Genomic DNA, 19250 nt, shown 5'->3' with positions numbered 1-19250 from the left:
ATCATTTCCGGCATTCTCTGCTTAAAGAAAAAATAACGGCACTCATCGAATAACGTGTTCTGTTGAGCGAAAAGAATGCTTACGGAAAATAGACCTGTTTACCTTTGCACCCGAATTGACAACTCCTCTGGTTTCCTCCTGATTTAGACTGTAACAATAATAATGCACATAACGGTATCGGACCGGTTATGCGGATCGTAAAATGGTAATGTCTAAATTAATTGAAGATGCAAAATAGAAAGAAAAATCGTATGTTGTCGGCGCTGCTGTTCCTGTCAGCAGTTGCTTTTGGTCAGGGATCTTTAAAGTTTGAACCGGGCGGCGGCCCTTCAGGTAACGGCCCGGCCACGGCCAACCAGGTGGTAACGTTCAATTATGGTGACGGTGCGGTATATCAGCCCAAAGTGACCGTGACCTTTTCCTTAAGTAATCAGAAGTTTTCCAGTATCGAAGGCAATCCCGGAGTGCCCGGGCTTACGTTCGGAGGGTCGGGGATCGATGGCAGTAATTCCGGTGTTAACAGAATACAATCAGCCCCGCTCTATCCCCGTTTGAACAGTATTTCCAACTCAGCAAATGCCAATTACTCCACTAATGGAGCAGCACCGGCTGTTAATGTAAGCAATGATCACGGGGTGCAGCTTTTTACAGCAACCGATGCCCTCATTGATCGCTATTCAGCTTCCGGTTATCCGGTGAACAGGGATGTGGAATATGGTACGCTTACCGTTACCTTTAGCCGGCCGGTTACCAATCCCGTACTGCACTTTACCGGGTTGGGCGGATATTACGGATATAATGTCTCAAATAATGATATCTACTATGTATTGGGTTATGCTGCAAAATTTGAGCTGCTCAACGGGAACTATAATATTTCCAGACTGGCGGGCAGCCGGTATTTTGATGTGACCGGCAAAACAGTCGGGAACTCGGCACCGGCGATCGGATCCAATACACAGGGAAGTACTATTGAAGTAAACAATACCACTATCCGCAATATAACCCGGTATGCGGCATCGGGCAGTGTATTGGTAACCGGGAATAACATCACTTCTTTAAGCTTCCGGGTGTCGATCCATCCCGACGGCGGAATGACAACCAATGCCGCAGGAACACGTGTAAGCGGCGCCAACGGCCGTACGCCGCGATGGTCTGCGGGGGCTAATGATGCGGAACTGCCGGCAGCCATTAACGGGGATGTGGCATTGCTGAGTACCTCGCTTACGGCATATACCATCAGCGGGAATGTGTTCAATGATGCGAATGGTCTTACTGACAATAGAGTGAACGGAAGCGGAACAAATGCGGGCGGACTGAATGCCGTACTGATCGATGCTGCAACAAATACGGTTGTTGCTGTTGTTCCGGTTAAAACAGACGGTACCTATAGTTTTGGAAATGCTGCATTGCCCGGCGATTACTTCATTGCTATTACAACACGCACTGCTGCGGCGGGCGATCCTGCTCCCGAAGCAGTATTGCCCCAGGGCTGGGTGGCAACGGGCGAACAGCTGGGTACCGGGGCCGGTCATGACGGTAAAGCAGACGGGATCCTCACGGGTATTACAATTGGTAACGGTAATCTTGACAATGCCAACTTTGGTATCGAGCGGATCCCGGAGGCTGAGGATGTGACACACAGCATCACAAAACCCGGGAAGAATGCCATAGCAGAAGGAACTGTTACCACGCCGGTGCGGGGCACCGACGCGGAAGAAGGAAATATGGGGAATGGGAATACGGTAGTGATCACGGAATTGCCCTCCAACGGAAAGCTGTTTTATAACGGGAACCCCGTTACTGCAGGGGAGGTTTTCCCCGACTTTGATCCGGCTAAATTATCCTTTACAGAACTTCAGGATGGTACCGATGAAACCTCTTTCAAATATACATTTGTGGACGCGGCAGGAGAACAGGGTGTTCCGGCCACCTATAAAGTGACCTGGAGCGGATTTCTTCCTGTTACGTTTAAAACCGTGGAGGCTTATTTCGACAATGGAAACCTGATGGTGAACTGGAGCACCGTGATGGAAAAGGATAATGATCATTTTGAAGTTGAAGTATCCGCCGACGGCATCAATTTTAAAAGCATCGGTACCGTGGCGTCTAAAGGTTTGAACGGAAATTCCGACAGTGAACTAGAGTACAGCTTTACAAAAGCAGCAGGTACCATGGCCTCGCTTGCAGGGCTGGGCTTCCTGGTAGCCGGGCTGGCATTTTCTTCTTCCCGGAAAAGAAGACAACTGCTGATGGCAGCACTGTTTGTTACAGGAACTGCGGTTCTTGCCGTTTCCTGTAACAAAAGAGACCAGCTTGCCATTGAGCAGCCGGGTAAAGTTTTTGTAAGGATCGTTCAGGTCGACAAAGACGGCACCAGAAAAGCTTCTAAGATCGTACAGGCTACAGTGCGCTAATGGATTACAGATAAAGATGAAGAGGCTTCCCCCGGGAGGCCTCTTTTGTTTTGGGGATCTGCATGCGTCCCCGAGGGACTTTTCTCCCAGACGTCAGTGTAAATGCTATGGAAGAATTTATCTGCCCCAGGCTTGGAGATAAAAGCAAAGAAGCCCCTGAAAAGGAGCTTCGTGTTGGCTTTACATTCGAAACCTACTTGAAAGAACAATGAGTATTGCAACTTTTAACCAGAAGCAAAAATAATTACCCTGTTTATGATAGTTACAGGAATAAATTTTGGTTTTTATATATTCTTTAGTGAAAGTTATATGATATGACTGCTGTGCCGCACGCAATTGTGCCGGACCGCAATGGATACAGGACCCTGGGAATAGTGCCGGCAGTTACTCCCTAAACGTTATTGGTACGTAAATATTGCAAATCAATTGTAGAATTGTGTAACAGCCTGCAACCCCTTTTTTTTCAATTTTGTGGTATAATGATCAATAATAAAAGTATGTCACAGAATAATCTTCAACCCATCTTTCTTCCGCTGGAGGATGTGGAAAGCGAACATTGCGCACTTATTGTAGATAAGGGGCTGGCGCAGGTAAAGGGGATCGAGCGTCACCAGGTGGAACTGAACAACCGGAGGGCTGCCATTACTGTAAAAGAACCTTCGGCAATACTGGAGGCGGTGAATATGATAAAGGATCTGGGATACGGGGTTACCACCGTTAAACAATCCTTTCCTGTATTGCAGATGACCTGTGCTTCCTGCGCAGTTAGCGTGGAAAGTATGGTGAAATCCGAAGAGGGGGTGCTGAATGCCTCAGTGAATTTTGCAACGGCCACGCTTACGGTGGAATACCTGCCCAACCTGACTAATGCCCAGGCGATTCAAAAAGCCGTTCAGGCCATTGGTTATGATCTGCTAGTGGAAGATGAAGCAACGCAACAGGAAACCCTGGAGGCCATTCATCAGAAAAAATACCGGCAGCTGAGGCGGAAGACGATCTGGGCCGTGCTGTTGTCTTTACCGGTAGTGGTCATCGGTATGTTCCTGATGGACATTCCTTATGCCAATGAGATCATGTGGCTCTTTGCCACGCCCGTTGTGCTTTGGCTGGGAAAGGATTTTTACATTAATGCCTGGAAGCAGGCCAGACACCGTTCTGCCAATATGGATACCCTGGTGGCATTGAGTACCGGTGTGGCCTATCTGTTTAGTGTATTCAATATGATTTTCCCGGATTTCTGGCATAACAGGGGATTGCATGCGCATGTATACTTTGAAGCGGCCTCAGTAGTGATCGCATTTATCCTTCTTGGCAAATTGCTGGAAGAAAAAGCAAAGGGCAATACCTCCTCCGCTATTAAAAAGCTGATGGGGTTACAGCCAAAGACGGTGACCATTGTGCGCGGGAATGGTGAGCAGGCCGAAATATCCGTTGAACAGGTAAAAGAAGCGGATGTGTTGCTGGTAAAGCCGGGAGAAAAAATTGCCGTGGACGGGATCGTGGTATCAGGTAATTCCTATGTGGATGAAAGCATGCTGAGCGGTGAGCCCGTGCCGGTACTGAAGACGGAAAAGGAAAAGGTTTTTGCAGGCACCATCAATCAGAAAGGCAGTTTTCAGTTCAGGGCCATCAAGGTAGGTAAAGACACCATGCTGGCGCAGATCATCCGCACCGTTCAGGATGCGCAGGGGAGTAAGGCTCCTGTACAAAAGCTGGTAGACAAAATTGCCGGCATCTTTGTGCCGGTTGTGATCGGTATTGCCGTACTGACGTTTATTTTATGGATGGTGCTGGGGGGCGATAACGGCGTGGTACAGGGACTGCTGGCTTTTGTAACGGTATTGGTGATTGCATGTCCCTGTGCACTGGGACTGGCCACACCAACCGCTATTATGGTGGGAGTAGGAAAGGGGGCCGAGAATGGGATCCTCATCAAGGATGCGGAAAGTCTGGAGCTGGCTAAAAAGATAAATGCCATTGTTCTGGATAAAACCGGCACCATTACAGAAGGCCGGCCCCAGGTGACCGATATCGTGTGGCAGCAGGAAGATGCCATTACCCGGCAATTGTTGCACAGCATCGAAAAACAATCAGAACACCCGCTGGCAGAAGCTGTGGTAAGGCACCTGGAAGGTACGCAACTGCTGCCGGTGACCGGGTTTGAAAGCATTACCGGTAAAGGAGCGAAGGCGGTGTATAACGGGCAGACCTGGTTTGCCGGGAATAAAAAACTCCTGGCCGAACACGGCATCATCATCGGTGATGAACTCGCTCGTAAGGAGGCCGAATGGACCCGTGAGTCGAAGACGGTGATCTGGTTTGCAGACAGCCGGCAGGCATTGGCCGCCCTTGCCATCTCCGACCGGATAAAAGAAACTTCTGTGGCTGCCGTAACGCAATTACAGAAAGCGGGTATCGAATTGTATATGCTCACCGGTGATAACGAGGCCACCGCCCGGGCGATCGCGGAACAGACCGGTATCCAACATTATAAGGCCGAAGTGCTGCCGCAGCATAAAGCGGATTTTGTAAAACAATTGCAGCAGCAGGGTAAAACCGTGGCCATGGTAGGCGATGGGATCAACGACAGTACGGCGTTGGCGCAGGCGGATGTGAGCATTGCCATGGGAAAGGGGAGCGATATCGCGATGGATGTGGCCAAGATGACCATTATCTCTTCTGATCTTACCCGGATCTCCCAGGCCATCCGGTTATCAAAACAGACCGTAGCGGCGATCCGGCAGAACCTGTTCTGGGCCTTTATCTATAATGTTATCGGTATTCCCATTGCGGCCGGCATCCTCTACCCGGTGAATGGGTTTTTACTCAATCCGATGATCGCAGGTGCCGCCATGGCACTGAGCAGTGTAAGTGTGGTGGGAAATAGTTTGCGGCTGAAGCTTAAAAAATAATCCGGACAAGAATGACCTTATCTTCCTATATGTGGCCGGTCAGAAAGGTGACCCGGCAAACGGCGGGCAGTGTTACCCTGTCACTGGATACCGGGGGCAGCAATTTTTATTACCAGCCCGGTCAATATGTAAACCTTACTGCAACTATCGGCGGTGTGGACTATCAGCGATCCTATTCCCTGAGCTCTGTTTGTGGGGTGCATCCATTCCCGGAACTGACGATTAAAAGAATACCTGGAGGAACGGTGAGCAATTTTCTGGTGGAGCAAGCCCGGGAAGGGATGTTGCTGAAAATAGATGGGCCGCTTGGAAATTTTATACTTCCGGCAGAAAGATCCGGAAGTTTTGTATTTATTGCAACCGGAAGCGGCATTGCGCCCCTGCTTCCGATGATCCATACCCTTTTGCTCGGAGAGAACGCCGTTGTTACCCTGTTACTGGGAAACCGGTCGGTGGCGGAAATTATTTTTCATACAGAACTGGACCGGTTGCAAAAACAGTTCTCCGGTCGCTTCACCGTGTCTCATGCGCTTTCGGGCGAAAGCCCGCTTCCCCGGGGTATCAGCGGAACGACCGGGCGGCTTGCAGCCGGCTGGATACAGCATACGCTTGACAAGCGCATGCCGGGCGGGATCCCGGAGGCATTTTATTTTCTGTGTGGCGTGCCCGCTATGATGGAAAATATTTCAGCGGCGCTATTGCGGCTGGGTGTTCCGGAAACACAGGTTTACAGGGAAGATTTTGACCCCGCGGCAACTCCTGCAATCCCACCGCTGCAACATGAGCGTCGCGAAGTATTATTTTTCTTTGAAGATTCGGTGCGTCTTCTTGAAGTTGAAGGCGGCAGTACCATTCTTACAGCGGCGCTGGCTGCCGGTGTGCCACTGAATCATTCCTGTGATAACGGCTCCTGCGGTGCCTGTAGGGCCACTCGCACCAGCGGTTCGGTCACTATGAACAGAAACCTGGCACTGACACCGGAGCAATTGCTCGCCGGTGATGTGCTGCTCTGCCAGTCGGTGCCCGTTACCGGCGATGTGACCATAGAGGTCGACCGCTGGCAGTAGCAACTGTTCCGGGATCCCCACTGTAAAAAAATGGTTAAAAGCAGAGCCGACTGTAAGCTACGGAGAGAACATCAAGTAAGGGTTTGTCATGTAGCATGTTGCAGCACCTTGATGAGGTGACTGGTGTCGGTCAGTCCGAATTCAGCAGCAATTTCTTTTAACCCCGTTCTGCCGCCTGAGATCCGCTGCCGGATCAGTGTGCTCCGGTATTGCCGGATATATGCCCTTAAGGTAATGCCGGTGTTCCGTTTAAAATAAGCGCCGAGGTATTCCGTAGCGATATTAAAATGTTCCGCCATCATGCGGGCTCTTAGCTGGTCCGGTTCATAAATGTATTTGTGAATATAACAGAAAACAGCCTGCAGATCCCTGCTCCTGTTGCCCGCAGTCTTCAGCTCCGGCATATTTCTTTTTAAAATATGCGACAGGGCAAGCAGCTGGTGCCAGATCAGTTCCCGGTTGCCGGTTGGGTCCGGCTTTAATGCGATAAGGATATCAAAGATCAGGGATACGATGGCCAGTTCCTGTTCCGGCAGTTTAAAACCGGCCTGGTGGGTCTCCCGGCTTTTTATAAGATATTCAAGATGGTGCACTGCGGCCTGTGGTCCGTCTGCATGGTGCAGGTAAGCATCCGTGAACTTCAGATAAATAAAATGCGTGCGTTCCCTGATTTTAAAATAATGCTGTTCTTCCGGTCCGAGTAGAAAAACAGCGCCGCCGGTATAAGACAGGGCATTCCCGTTTATGATATGATGACCCGACCCCTCCCGGATAAAGATGAGTTCGTAATGATTGTGATTGTGCTCCGGATGCTTCCACCGCGAAGCCTTAAAGTCCGAAATGAGGAGGGGCTCAAATTGCCGGTAACGTTTCATATTGGAAATTTACAATATTATAGTTGATTTTTACAATTGCTACTAAAAAGCCAAGGCTATTTTTGCCCCACGAAATTTAAATAGATCTGTATGAAATCAAAAAACAATACAGCGCTGATTGTCGGCGCCAATGGGGTGATCGGTACAAACCTGATCCATTACCTGCGGGAACTAGGAACATGGGATATTATCGGACTGTCGCGCAGGGGAGGAACGGATACGGACAACCTCCGGTACATCGCAGTCGATCTGCTGGACCCGGAAGACTGCCGGAAACAGCTGGCGGCACTAACTACCGTTACGCATATCTTTTATGCTGCTTACCAGGGCCGGGAAAGCTGGGCCGCCCTGGTAGCTCCTAATCGCGCCATGCTGGTGAATGTGTTGACGGCTGTTGAACCGGTAGCCGTAAACCTGCAGCATGTAAGCCTGATGCAGGGGTATAAAGTGTATGGTGCCCATCTGGGGCCCTTTAAAACACCGGCAAAGGAAACGGATGCCGGACACATGCCGCCGGAATTCAATATCGATCAGCAACAGTATCTTGAAAAACAGCAGCAGGGCAAACGCTGGACCTGGTCGGCCATCCGGCCATCGGTTGTAGGAGGTACGGCCACCGGCAATCCCATGAACCTGGCAATGGTGATCGGGGTGTATGCCACGATCTCAAAAGAGCTGGGGCTTCCGCTTCGTTTTCCCGGCAAGGCAGAAGCCTATGAAACACTGATGGAAATGACGGATGCCACCCTGCTGGCAAAAGCAACGGTATGGGCGGCCACGAGTCCGCAATGTGCCAACCAGGCATTTAATATCAACAATGGCGACCTGTTCCGCTGGAACGAACTCTGGCCGAAAATTGCGGCTTATTTTAACATGGAAACAGCGCCACCCTTACAATTGCCGTTGCAGACGATGATGGCGGATAAAGAAGCGTTATGGGAACACATCCGGCAAATACATGGATTGGAACACAGCTATAGCGCGGTGTCGTCCTGGGCGTTCGGGGATTTTGTGTTTTCCTGGGACTATGATTTTTTTGCAGATGGTACACGGGCAAGACGGCTGGGCTTCCATGAATTTGTGGATACAGAACAAATGTTTTATGGCCTGTTTGATGAAATGCGCAGGAAAAAGATCCTTCCCTGATACCCTGCATGATTTTTGCCGGTATATTCGTTCACCGGCCAGGTATAGAAAGGACCGGATTTTCAATAAGCGTTTTTACGATCGTATCTAAAAAATAAAGAAAAATATGAAACCACGCATTTCGGTCCTGACGATCGGTGTAGATGATCTAGACAGGGCTTACCGGTTTTATCACGAAGGACTGGGGCTGCCTTCGGAAGGCATTGTCGGAAAAGAATTCGAAAACGGCGCTGTTGCGTTTTTTGATCTTCAGAACGGGTTGAAACTTGCGGTCTGGCCGCGTAAAAGTATTTTGAAAGATACAGGGCTGTTGAAACAGACACCCTCCTCAACGGAATTTACCATCGGGCATAATGTAATAGAAAGGGAGGAAGTGGATGCCGTCATGAAGCAGGCGGAGCAGGCCGGTGCACAGATCATAAAACCGGCACAGGATACATTCTGGGGCGGCTATGCCGGATACTTTCTCGATCCCGACAATCATCTCTGGGAAGTGGTTTACAACCCGGCCTTTCTTCCCGCTGAAAGCTGATAGCTTTCTGTTTCCTACAGGGCTCTTATCTGCGAAGGTACAAAGATGTTGACGCGCGGAAAAGGGGAGTCATGATTTTTTTTCTCTGCTTTTAAGATAACCGGAATACCATATGACAAATGCACCCACCGCCATAAAGGCGGGTCCCGCAATCCCGGAAAGATCGGGGGAAAATACATCAAACGTTATGAGCAGGCCCAAAAGAACAAACCCGATGCCTGCCAGGAAAAAGCTTTTGTGTTTTTTCATTCAATCGATTTACACATCTGGGGCAATAATAAAGCTTACTTTTTGCTTTTTGCAAATTTATGCGGGTTTAACGGCGTAAGGGTTATATAAAACCTGCTAAAAACTTATAAAATTTATAAGTTTTTAGCAGGTTCACTGGAATCGGGTCTAGACGCTGTTGTTTGACCACGCGTAAAACCTTGAGCCGGATAGTAATAGTACAGCATTTTCAGTTGTGTCCGGGCATTGGAAAAGCAGGACCGGGTTGCTGCCCGGACCAATGCCCAGGAGTAAAATAATGTATTCTGGTCCTTATTGAAATTTCAATCTGGTTCTTTAAGATTTACTTTAATGATCCTGGAATAGGATTTTGTGCCGTCTTTATCCACCTGGACAATGCGTACAAACAGCTCATTTTCTCCTGCTGGCGGCAGCGCAGTTTTTTGGCAGGCCATCAGCAAAGTGCCACAGAAGATCATTAAGTTTATTGATGCTGATAAAAGCTGCTTCTTTTTTCTAAAGAAACCCCATCCAAGTATCGAAAGAAAAAGGATCAGCCCCCCGAAAGTTTGCACTTCGTTTAAGGACCGGCTGAAACTATATTCCAGTGGCGCATTGGAATTTCCGTTGTTCGACCGGGACCGGACCGTTCCGATAGCGATAAATTTTTTTCCGTCTTTGGAAACTTCAACTTCAAAGTAATCGTTATTGTTTTCTTCCAGTGTGCTCCATTGCAGTACCAGCGTACCATTGCTTACCCGGGCAGTAACCGGTCCAAATGCTACGGCAAGTGCACCTTCCCAGCTCACGGTAAAGGTAGCGGGGGTGGCACTCTGGTTTCCTGCAGCATCCAGAAAACTGAATTTGAATGAAGTGAAGGTGGTGCCATCCTGGAGATCGGTAAAGGACAGGAGCCGGGGATCAAAATTTTCTATCGGTTGTCCTGCTGTTACCGGCTGGCCGTTGTACAGCAATGTGCCGTTTTCGGGGAGTTCGGTAATAACAACAGAATTTCCGTTACCCAGCTGGCCGTCATCAGGATCAGAACCGCTAATGGAGCCATCGATCGTTCCTGCGGGGATGGAATTGTCTCTGGGTATGGGGATGGTTTGTGTAAAGTCATCAGTGACCGGCTGCTGGTTAATGCCAAAATTCGCTTCCGTTACATTGCTGTTGACGGTAATTCCCGTGAGGATTCCGTCTGGAGTGCCATCGTTTCCGCTGCCCGACCCCAGGTGCTCACCGGTGGCTGCCCAGCCGTCCGGAAGACGCACCGGAGGCGGAGCTTCATCAACAGTAGCGTTTTCAGTGGTGAGCTCAACAGAATAGTCGCCTGCCAATACATTGTTGTTAAAGGTGTAGGTGCCATCGGCATTTACCGGAACAACTGCTGCCACGGTGTTGGCCCCTGCTGCGATCAGTACCGCGTTGAGTCCGCCGGCATTGGTGCCCGTTCCGTTTACGGTATTATCACTGAGCCCGTTCGCATCATTGAATACTGTTCCGCTTAAACTGTAAGTGGCCAGGGAAACACTTACCAGAATGGCATCGGAGGTGACCCGGTTGGTAAGTCCCCAGGTATTGCCGCCACCATCGCCATCCATGGCCACCCGGAAGGTAAGTGTGCTGATTTGAGAACCATTGATACGAACGCTTCCGGAGGCTCCCGAGGGGCTGCTGTTATTGGTGCCCCCGTTATAACGTGCGGATGAGTTCCGGATGGTGGTGCCGGAGACATTAAATGCAAAATTGCCGCTGAGCCTTGAAACGGAAAAACCCGCACTGGTCAGTTCAAACCGTAAGGCCAGCCCCAGTGTTTGCCCGTTGCTTGAATTCGTGGTTCCTCCCAGGCCGGTTATGTGTAACACGGGATTGTTCACCGGGCGGTTAAATGTAAGCGTGAGATCCGCATAATATACGTTCTTTGAATTGGTTGCCACTTTGTTGGAGCCATTGGCATTCAGCAATGCATCTGAAAAACCGGTCAGTTGTATGGAATAATCATTGGCAACATTGACAGCAGGTGTGGCGCCCCCGGTTGAATAATGACCATTGGTTGATGCCCCCAGACTGTTTATCAGCGAATAATAAACAGCGCCTCCCACCGGGCTGTTCGCAGAATTATTGTTGCCCCCGCCAAAAACAAGACCGGGTGTGCCGGAATTGCCCTCAATGCCGGGGTATTGCTGGTTGCTTATGGAATAGGTGACGGTGGTGGGAGGACTGTACACACCTGCATCTCCGTAATACATGGTGACCACTTTATTCGTTGTGGACGGTCCGTTCCCCGACGGTCCGCCTCCGTTTTCATACTTCAGGGAACGCTGGGCACCTGCTGTAATACACGTTATACAGCAGAAGATAAAAAAAGACAGTTTGAGATGAGGTGTCGGTTTCATAAACAAGGATTTAAAGTGAACTGATTATGCTACCAGGTCTGACGGGCTTTTCATCATATTGAAAAATTACGGAACAATTTATTGCCATCGGTCGGGGTACCGGGGATAATGATAATTTCAATGACTTTTTTAATAAGATCTACAAGTAATTTTTTCAAAGTGATTTCATTCTCCGGTATGATTGCTCTTTCCTTCCCGTTTTATGGGGCGGTCCGTTTTCAAACAGAAAGGTTGTCTGTGATCTTTAGTTGAAGCAGCGAAGGAGGAACCTGTGTCATCAAAAGTGAAGGGTTCCGGCACTTGTGGCATAAGAGGACAATCTTATCGATCGTAGAAATGCAGAAGGGTACCGGGGAAGCAATACACAGGAGCAGCGCAGCATTTCAAAAATAAATTTCAAAAAAATAACAGTTCTAGTATCCGATAGCCTTACCTTTGAATCCTCTTAACTTGAATCTCTAAACCTCCAAATTATTGAGCCAATACTAAAAAAATATTATAAGTGTTTGTGTAAATAGGATGGGAAATGTTGACGGATCGCCCTCCATAAGATAAGACGGACAGGCTTCTGAAAAAGACCTGGTTCAGTTTTCTGATAAGTCGGCATGGCGCCCCATTCATAAAGACTAATAATTATTATAATAGCGCGGACAAGAATTTTGAGCCCAATCTGAACTTATGCATCCAAAATTTCCAGATGAGGACCTGCTGATCGTGTCTCCATGCGAAATCCCGGACGTCAGGTTCGCCCTGACTGTAGCGCGGGCCGGAGCCTTCCCTGTTGTGCACCTGGGGCGGAAAAAAGCGGATATCGTAACTGCCCTTGATGAGATGGACAGACAGGAACGGGACAACTTTGGCATCTGTCTGACAACCGCTCTTCCGGAGGATATCCGGTTGCCGGACAATATTTCAGTTGTTATAGCACCCTGGAGCCTGCACGGGCAAGTGTCCGGTACCGATCCGGCCCGGTTGTTTTACCAGGTTACTGCATTGGAGGAGGCGTTGCAGGCGAAAAATGCCGGAGCCGCCGCTTTGATTGTAAAGGGCAATGAAAGCGGGGGAGCGGTTGGGGAGGAGTCGGCCTATATCCTGTTTCAGCGTGTAATAGCTGCTGTTAAAGATATTCCTGTTTATGTACAGGGCGGGATTGGCATCCACACGGCTGCTGCGGTGAAAGCGCTTGGAGCAGCAGGGGTGGTGCTCGACAGCCAGGTATTGCTGTTCCGGGAATGCAATGCTCCCGCAATCATAAAAAAAATCGCAGAAAAACTAAACGGGAATGAGACGCGGGTCATTGACGGGTACCGGGTACTCGTACGCCCCGACAGCCCGGTTTTGCCTGCTGCTGCGGCTTTTGCCGATATCAGTCCGTTGCTGGGTAACTGGGAACTGCAAACAGGTTTTATTCCCCTGGGGCAGGATGTGGCGCTGGCAGCCGGTCTTTCAGCCCGTTATAAAAAAATGGAACACCTCGTGTTTGCCTTTCATGAGGCAATGCACGGACACCTGGTTCAGGCCAAAGCCCTGAACGTGCTGTGTCCGGGAAATACAATGGCACAGGCATTGAACATTCACTATCCTGTAGCGCAGGGGCCTATGACCCGTGTAAGCGATGTGCCGGAATTTGCAGCAGCGGTAGCCAATGCCGGTGCACTGCCGTTTGTGGCGTTAAGTCTTTTAAAAGGGCAACCGGCACGTGATCTTATCCGGCAGACCAAAGCACTGGCCGGCGGTAAAACCTGGGGCGTGGGCATTCTAGGCTTTGCTCCGCAGGAGCTGCGCGAGGAGCAGCTGGCATTGATCCGCGAAGAGCGGCCACCGGTGGTGCTGATCGCAGGGGGCAGGACCTCGCAGTCCAAACCACTGGAGAAGATGGGGATCCCTGTATTCCTGCATGTGCCTTCTGTAGTATTACTGGACCTGTTCCTTCGGGAAGGAGCCCGGCGTTTTGTGTTTGAAGGAAGGGAATGCGGCGGTCATGTCGGACCCTTATCAAGCATGGTGCTCTGGGAGAAACAGATCGAACGGTTATTGCAGGAAGATGATCTTTCGGATATCCATGTTTTTTTTGCCGGTGGCATACACGATGCGCTTTCTGCCGCATTTGTTGCTGTAATGGCTGCGCCGCTGGCAGCACGGGGTGCAAAGCTGGGGGTGCTGATGGGTACGGCTTATATCTTCACCCATGAAGCCGTGCAGACAGGTGCCGTGCTTGAACAGTTTCAGCAGCAGGCCATCGCAAAAAAAGATACGGTATTGCTGGAAACAGCACCGGGTCATGAAACCCGCTGCCTCTGTTCTCCTTTCACTGATTTTTTTAATCAGGAAAAACAGCGGCTCATAAAAGAAGGATGGGATAAAAAAGAGATCTGGAAGCAACTGGAGGCACTGAATATTGGCCGCCTGAGGATCGCTGCCAAGGGTATCGAGCGGCAGGACAGCAACCTGGTGGCGGTGGATGCAACCGGGCAGCTGGACCGGGGTATGTATATGATCGGACAGGTAACAGCAATGCATCACGGCACCATGAGCCTCCGGGAGCTGCATGAAAATGTAACAGAAGGCAGCGCCGCTTATTTACAATCGGCCGCGTTGCCAATACTGCCTGTGAGAACGGACAAGGCCGTGGATATTGCCATTGTGGGTATGGCCTGTATCTATCCCGGAGCTAGAGACCTCGATGAATACTGGCGCAATATTGTAACGGGTACCGATAGCGTAACGGAAGTACCTGACGACCGTTGGAATAAAGCACTTTACTTCGATCCGGATTCTGGCGCGGAGGGTTTGTCGCACTCCAAATGGGGCGGCTTTATTCCCCGTATAGATTTTGATCCGCTGGAGTTTGGCATACCGCCGCAGTCGCTTGCCGCGATCGAACCCAGTCAGCTGCTCAGCCTGCTGGTGGCCAAACAGGCGCTTGAAAATGCCGGTTATAAGGACGGTGATTTTAATGCGGAAAATGTATCCGTGATCCTGGGCGCTGAAGGTGGCAACGACCTGGCGAACAGCTATGGTTTCCGCAATTATTTTAAACAGGTCTTTGGCGAAATGCCGGAAGAACTGGATAAGGCCCTGCCCAAACTTACAGAAGATTCTTTTCCGGGAGTGCTGGCAAATGTGATTTCCGGAAGGATCACCAACCGGCTGAACCTCGGCGGCCGCAATTATACAGTAGATGCAGCCTGTGCCTCATCGCTGGCGGCCATCGACCTGGCCTGTCAGGAGCTGATCCTTGAAAAGTCGGATATGGTGCTGGCCGGTGGTGTAGACCTGCATAACGGTATCAACGACTACCTGATGTTCTCGAGTACGCATGCGCTTTCGCGTAAAGGACGCTGCGCCACTTTTGACGCGGAAGCAGATGGTATTGCATTGGGAGAAGGTGTAGCTATTGTAGTATTGAAACGGCTGAAAGATGCTGAGCGCGACGAAGACCGGATCTATGCTGTTATCAAAGGTGTGGGCGGCAGCAGCGATGGCAAAAGTCTTGGATTGACCGCTCCCCGTAAAACCGGACAGCTCAGCGCACTCGGACGGGCCTATGAACAGGCGGGTATTTCACCGGCAGCATTGGGGCTGCTGGAAGCACACGGAACCGGAACCGTAGTGGGCGACCGCACAGAACTGAGCGCACTGACCGACCTGTTGCTGAATGCAGGTGCTTTGCCGGGGCAGGTACATCTGGGCTCTGTAAAAACGCAGATCGGGCATACCAAATGTGCAGCGGGCCTGGCCGGGCTGATCAAAGCGGCACTTGCTGTTTATCACGGTGTAAAACCCGCTACTATCCACCTGCATCAACCCAATGGGTATTACGCACCATCGACCAGTCCGTTTGCGTTTAATGCAGCGGCAGGTATCTGGACCGATGCAATCCGAAGGGCCGGTGTGAGCGCCTTTGGCTTTGGGGGGACCAATTTTCATGCAGTGCTCGAAAGTAACCCTGCACAGGAGCCGGCAATGCCATTGCCTGCCTGGCCGGTTGAATTGTTTGTTTTCCGGGGTGTAACTTCCGGTGCGGCAATACAGGTGATGGAGCGTGTAAAAAAATTGCTTTATGCGAATGATACCCTTTCATTAAAAGACCTGGCGTACAGTCTGGCAGTTTATAATGAAGCACCGGTACAGTTCAGTATCATTGCCGGAAGCAGTGTGCAGTTGCTGGAACGTATAGAGGCTGCAAGGCAGGGCATTGCAGCCGAGGGCGTTTTTTCAATAGATAAAAAAGAAGGTAAGGTGGCGTTCCTGTTTTCCGGGCAGGGCAGCCAGCGTATCAATATGGCGCGGGAATTGTTTGTTGCGTTCCCCGCAATGCGCTGTTTGCTGGCACGGCATAAAAAATATGAAAAAATATTGTTTCCGGATGCTGTGTTCAACGAAGCCGCACGCGCAGCACAGCAGGAAGCGATCAAAGATACGCGCAATGCCCAGCCGCTGCTGGGGATCGTGGATCTCGCCATTGCCGAATACCTCCTTTCGCTTGGCATCGTGCCCGACATGGTAGCCGGGCACAGCTATGGTGAGTTGCCTGCATTATGCTTTGCGGGGGTGTTTGATCCGGAAGTGCTGGTCGATCTGAGTGAAAAAAGAGCGGCCGCCATATTGAATGCTGTTGGCGCCGATAAAGGAATGATGGCCGCCGTGAGCTTGCCGTCCGCCGCATTGCAGGCATTGATCAAAGACGAAAAGGATATATGGGCCGTTAATTTTAATGCGCCCAAACAATCAGTGCTGGCGGGAACCACAGCTGCCATGCAGCAACTGATGGAACGGATGAAAGAAGAGAAGATCTCCTTCCGGCAACTGGAAGTGGCCTGTGCTTTTCACAGTCCGTTGCTGGCCGGCGCTGAAGACCTGTTTGCTGCTGCACTTCAGGCGGTGCCCTTCCACAGCCCGCAATTAACGGTATGGTCCAATACCACGGCCGGTGTCTATCCGGCGCAGCCGGAAGCGATCCGGCAGCAGCTGGCAAAGCACCTGGTGGAGCCGGTTAAGTTTACGGAAGAAATAGAAGGCATGTATGCTGAAGGTGCGCGGATATTTATTGAAGCCGGACCGGGCAAAGTACTGGCGGGACTTACCCGGTCGATCCTGAATAAAGATGGGCTGGTATTGCATACAGAAGATAAGGATCAGGGAGGTATTGCGCTGCTGCTTAAAACGATTGCAGCTTACCTGGCAACAGGAAGGGAGGTGCATCTGCAGCAATTATTCAGCAACAGGAATGCGCGGCTGCTCAAAATCGATACACCGGAAGCTTACCGTAAAAGCCCCGCCCTCTGGTATATAGACGGACAGAAGGCATTACCGGCTTCCGGTACGCTGCCGGACCACGGCGCCTTGCCGATCGTACAACCCCTTCAGCTGAAAACGTCAACTGCTTCCATGATACAGGAACCTTCTTCCACAGATAAAATGATGCTGGAATACCTGAACAGCATGAAAATGATGATACAGGCACAGCGGGATGTGATGATGAGTTATCTCGGGCAACCCGTGATGATGCCGCCGGCTGTACCGGCGAACCGGGTGCCACCGCCCATTCCACCGGCTTCAACGGTTCCTGCTGTTGTAATCCCGGATATAACTCCTGCCGCGTTGCCGCAACCCGGGGCTGCAGATGTGAAAGCAGTATTGCTGGAGGTGGTAAGTGATAAAACCGGTTACCCCAATGAAATGCTGGGTTTGGAAATGGACCTGGAAGCCGATCTGAGTATCGATTCTATAAAAAGAATGGAGATCATCGGTGAGCTGCGGAACAGGCTGGGCGGTTTTAATACCGGTGGTGATGCCGGAGAAGAGATGATGGAACAGCTGGCGGCCATCAAAACCCTGAGCGGTCTGATCAGCTGGATCAATGCCAATACCGGTCAGCCGGAACCGGAATCATCTGTGCCGGCAGCGCGGGCGTTGAACCGGCCGGTGCCGGATCTGCGTGCTGTATTGTTGCAGACCGTAAGTGATAAAACCGGTTACCCGGTAGAGATGCTCGGGCTCGATCTTGATCTTGAGGCAGACCTGAGCATTGATTCGATCAAACGGATGGAGATCATCGGCGCCCTGCAAGGTGCATTGGGCGGGGATAAAGCGGCGGGTGATGATCTGATGGAACAGTTGGCGGCCATCAAAACCCTGAATGGCCTGCTGGGCTGGCTGAGTAAACCCGGTACTACTGCAACCCCGGTTGAGGAAGCGCAGCAGATCATCAATGAAGGGCTTACCTCCGGCCGGAAAGATTCAGACAACCTGATCTCCCGGCTGCGTTTTGAAATTGCCGCTGCGCAAACAGCTGCCGGAGATCCTGAACTGATCCGTGGAAAGCTCTTTGCTGTTACCGAGGACAACGGGCATATGGCGGCAGCTGTAAAGCAACGGCTGGAAGAACAGGGTGCGGTAGCCCGTGTGATCACAATGGAGGATCCGCTGGATCTGTACGACGGTCTTATCATCATCAATGCCCATGAATCGGAACGATGTTACAGCATTATGGATGCCTTTGCCCTTATTAAAAAACTAAACCCGGAAAAAGTATCGTGGATCTTTACGCTCAGCGATCTTACCGGGCATATGAAACAAAGCGGCGATATAACCCTGCTGCGCCGTTACCAGGGATTTTCTGGTCTGATGAAGAGCCTCGACCGCGAACTGGAACAGACCTGTTGCCGTATGATCAGCCTGCAATCGGTACTGGATCCTGCGGCCTTTTCAACCATTGTGCTGAACGAACTGCTGTACGCGGACCGGCCGCCGGAGGTCCTTTACCAGGGAACAGAGCGGTTCCGTTACAACCTCGTGTCGTCTCATCTGACTGCAAAGGAAGGGCAAACCACCCTGCATCTCGGCAAGGAAGCTGTAGTGTTGGTGTTTGGAGGCGCACAGGGAATAACCGCTGAACTTACGGCCGGATTTGCCCGGGAATATCCCTGTCATTATATCCTGGTAGGACGTTCTCCGCACCCGGTTGGCAACAATCCCTACGCGGCATTGAAAACAAAAGATGCGATCCGGAAACAGTTGATTGAAGAAGGTCTGTTAAAGGCTCCTTCCGAAATAGAGAAAAGCGTACAGGAACTGTTTAAAAATAACCAGATCCTGCATGCAATAAAGACACTTGAAAATAACGGTGCAACGGCAAGCTATTATTCGCTGGACCTCCGGGATGAAGAAGGATTGCGCGCTTTTATCCAGAGCGTATACCGGGAGCAGGGCCGCATCGACGGTGTGATTCATGGTGCCGGTCTCCTGGAGGATAAACTGTTCCTTCATAAAACGGCAGAATCGTTTGAAAGGGTCTTTACCACCAAGGTTACCCCCCTGCGGGTACTGGTTGAAGAACTGAAGGAAGAGGTACAGTTTGTGATCTTCTTCAGCAGTATCGCATCGGTGTACGGCAATCGCGGGCAAACCGATTATGCGGCGGCCAACAGTGTGATGGACCGCTATACCTGGGCGCTGAAGGAAAGGATCAAAGGCCGGGTCACCTCCATCAATTGGGGCCCGTGGAAGGGTGCCGGTATGGTTTCACCTTCGCTGGAAAAAGAATACATAAAAAGAGGCATCGCAATGATACCCCTGGAGGACGGCCTGGAAAGTTTTGTGAACGAACTGAAATATGGTACGGAAAGCCAGGTGCTGATCATGGCCGGGGATGTCTGGTAAGCCCGGTCTGCA

At 50.7% G+C, this 19250-nt stretch carries 9 protein-coding genes; 6 read left to right on the top strand and 3 right to left on the bottom strand.

The genetic code is table 11. From position 1 onward, the window contains the following. Window positions 1–227 precede the first annotated feature (227 nt). The 3 genes from K7B07_RS26645 to K7B07_RS26635 all read left to right on the top strand — a co-directional run bounded on the left by K7B07_RS26645 (window position 228) and on the right by K7B07_RS26635 (window position 6393). A complete protein-coding gene (locus tag K7B07_RS26645; RefSeq protein ID WP_223713607.1) occupies window positions 228–2414 on the top strand; it encodes a hypothetical protein in 2187 nt (728 codons plus the stop codon). Between the two features lie 497 nt (window positions 2415–2911). Beyond that, window positions 2912–5326, top strand: a complete 2415-nt coding sequence (locus K7B07_RS26640; RefSeq protein WP_223713606.1) for a heavy metal translocating P-type ATPase — start codon at window positions 2912–2914, stop codon at window positions 5324–5326. 11 nt (window positions 5327–5337) lie between these two features. Continuing rightward, on the top strand, window positions 5338–6393 hold the full coding sequence (locus K7B07_RS26635) for a flavin reductase family protein (protein ID WP_223713605.1): 1056 nt from the start codon (window positions 5338–5340) through the stop codon (window positions 6391–6393). Window positions 6394–6479: 86 nt separating this feature from the next. Here the strand turns inward: K7B07_RS26635 and K7B07_RS26630 are convergent, their stop codons facing one another. Then, the gene (locus K7B07_RS26630) at window positions 6480–7268 is read right to left on the bottom strand and encodes a helix-turn-helix transcriptional regulator (RefSeq protein ID WP_223713603.1); all 789 of its coding nucleotides are present in this window, start codon (window positions 7266–7268) and stop codon (window positions 6480–6482) included. A gap of 90 nt (window positions 7269–7358) precedes the next feature. On the opposite strand from K7B07_RS26630, the gene K7B07_RS26625 reads away from it, so the two are divergent. Both K7B07_RS26625 and K7B07_RS26620 read left to right on the top strand, forming a co-directional pair. Then, window positions 7359–8414 carry an SDR family oxidoreductase gene (locus tag K7B07_RS26625; protein WP_223713602.1) on the top strand — a complete coding sequence of 352 codons (1056 nt, stop codon included), beginning with the start codon at window positions 7359–7361 and terminating at the stop codon, window positions 8412–8414. A gap of 106 nt (window positions 8415–8520) precedes the next feature. Next, window positions 8521–8946 (top strand): VOC family protein, encoded by a 426-nt coding sequence (locus tag K7B07_RS26620; RefSeq protein WP_223713601.1) that lies wholly within the window; start codon window positions 8521–8523, stop codon window positions 8944–8946. Between the two features lie 69 nt (window positions 8947–9015). Here K7B07_RS26620 and K7B07_RS26615 read toward each other — a convergent pair whose 3' ends face one another. Together K7B07_RS26615 and K7B07_RS26610 are read right to left on the bottom strand one after the other, a co-directional pair. Further along, window positions 9016–9195, bottom strand: a complete 180-nt coding sequence (locus K7B07_RS26615) for a hypothetical protein (protein ID WP_223713599.1) — start codon at window positions 9193–9195, stop codon at window positions 9016–9018. A gap of 302 nt (window positions 9196–9497) precedes the next feature. Then, window positions 9498–11573 carry a hypothetical protein gene (locus K7B07_RS26610; protein ID WP_223713598.1) on the bottom strand — a complete coding sequence of 692 codons (2076 nt, stop codon included), beginning with the start codon at window positions 11571–11573 and terminating at the stop codon, window positions 9498–9500. Window positions 11574–12251: 678 nt separating this feature from the next. On the opposite strand from K7B07_RS26610, the gene K7B07_RS26605 reads away from it, so the two are divergent. Then, window positions 12252–19238, top strand: a complete 6987-nt coding sequence (locus K7B07_RS26605) for a type I polyketide synthase (RefSeq protein ID WP_223713597.1) — start codon at window positions 12252–12254, stop codon at window positions 19236–19238. Window positions 19239–19250: the final 12 nt, after the last annotated feature.

Origin of the sequence: Niabella beijingensis (assembly GCF_020034665.1) — a bacterium.
GTDB classification, from domain to species: Bacteria; Bacteroidota; Bacteroidia; order Chitinophagales; family Chitinophagaceae; genus Niabella; species Niabella beijingensis.
The sequence above is the reverse complement of the archived record's forward strand: the minus strand, read 5'-3'. Positions and strand labels throughout refer to the sequence as shown.

Bases quoted from the DNA above. Each gene is read 5' to 3' on its own strand.
- K7B07_RS26625 (WP_223713602.1), top strand. From the start codon at position 7,359: ATGAAATCAAAAAACAATACAGCGCTGATTGTCGGCGCCAATGGGGTG.
- K7B07_RS26620 (WP_223713601.1), top strand. From the start codon at position 8,521: ATGAAACCACGCATTTCGGTCCTGACGATCGGTGTAGATGATCTAGAC.
- K7B07_RS26610 (WP_223713598.1), bottom strand. From the start codon at position 11,573: ATGAAACCGACACCTCATCTCAAACTGTCTTTTTTTATCTTCTGCTGT.
- K7B07_RS26645 (WP_223713607.1), top strand. From the start codon at position 228: ATGCAAAATAGAAAGAAAAATCGTATGTTGTCGGCGCTGCTGTTCCTG.
- K7B07_RS26640 (WP_223713606.1), top strand. From the start codon at position 2,912: ATGTCACAGAATAATCTTCAACCCATCTTTCTTCCGCTGGAGGATGTG.
- K7B07_RS26605 (WP_223713597.1), top strand. From the start codon at position 12,252: ATGCATCCAAAATTTCCAGATGAGGACCTGCTGATCGTGTCTCCATGC.
- K7B07_RS26630 (WP_223713603.1), bottom strand. From the start codon at position 7,268: ATGAAACGTTACCGGCAATTTGAGCCCCTCCTCATTTCGGACTTTAAG.
- K7B07_RS26635 (WP_223713605.1), top strand. From the start codon at position 5,338: ATGACCTTATCTTCCTATATGTGGCCGGTCAGAAAGGTGACCCGGCAA.
- K7B07_RS26615 (WP_223713599.1), bottom strand. From the start codon at position 9,195: ATGAAAAAACACAAAAGCTTTTTCCTGGCAGGCATCGGGTTTGTTCTT.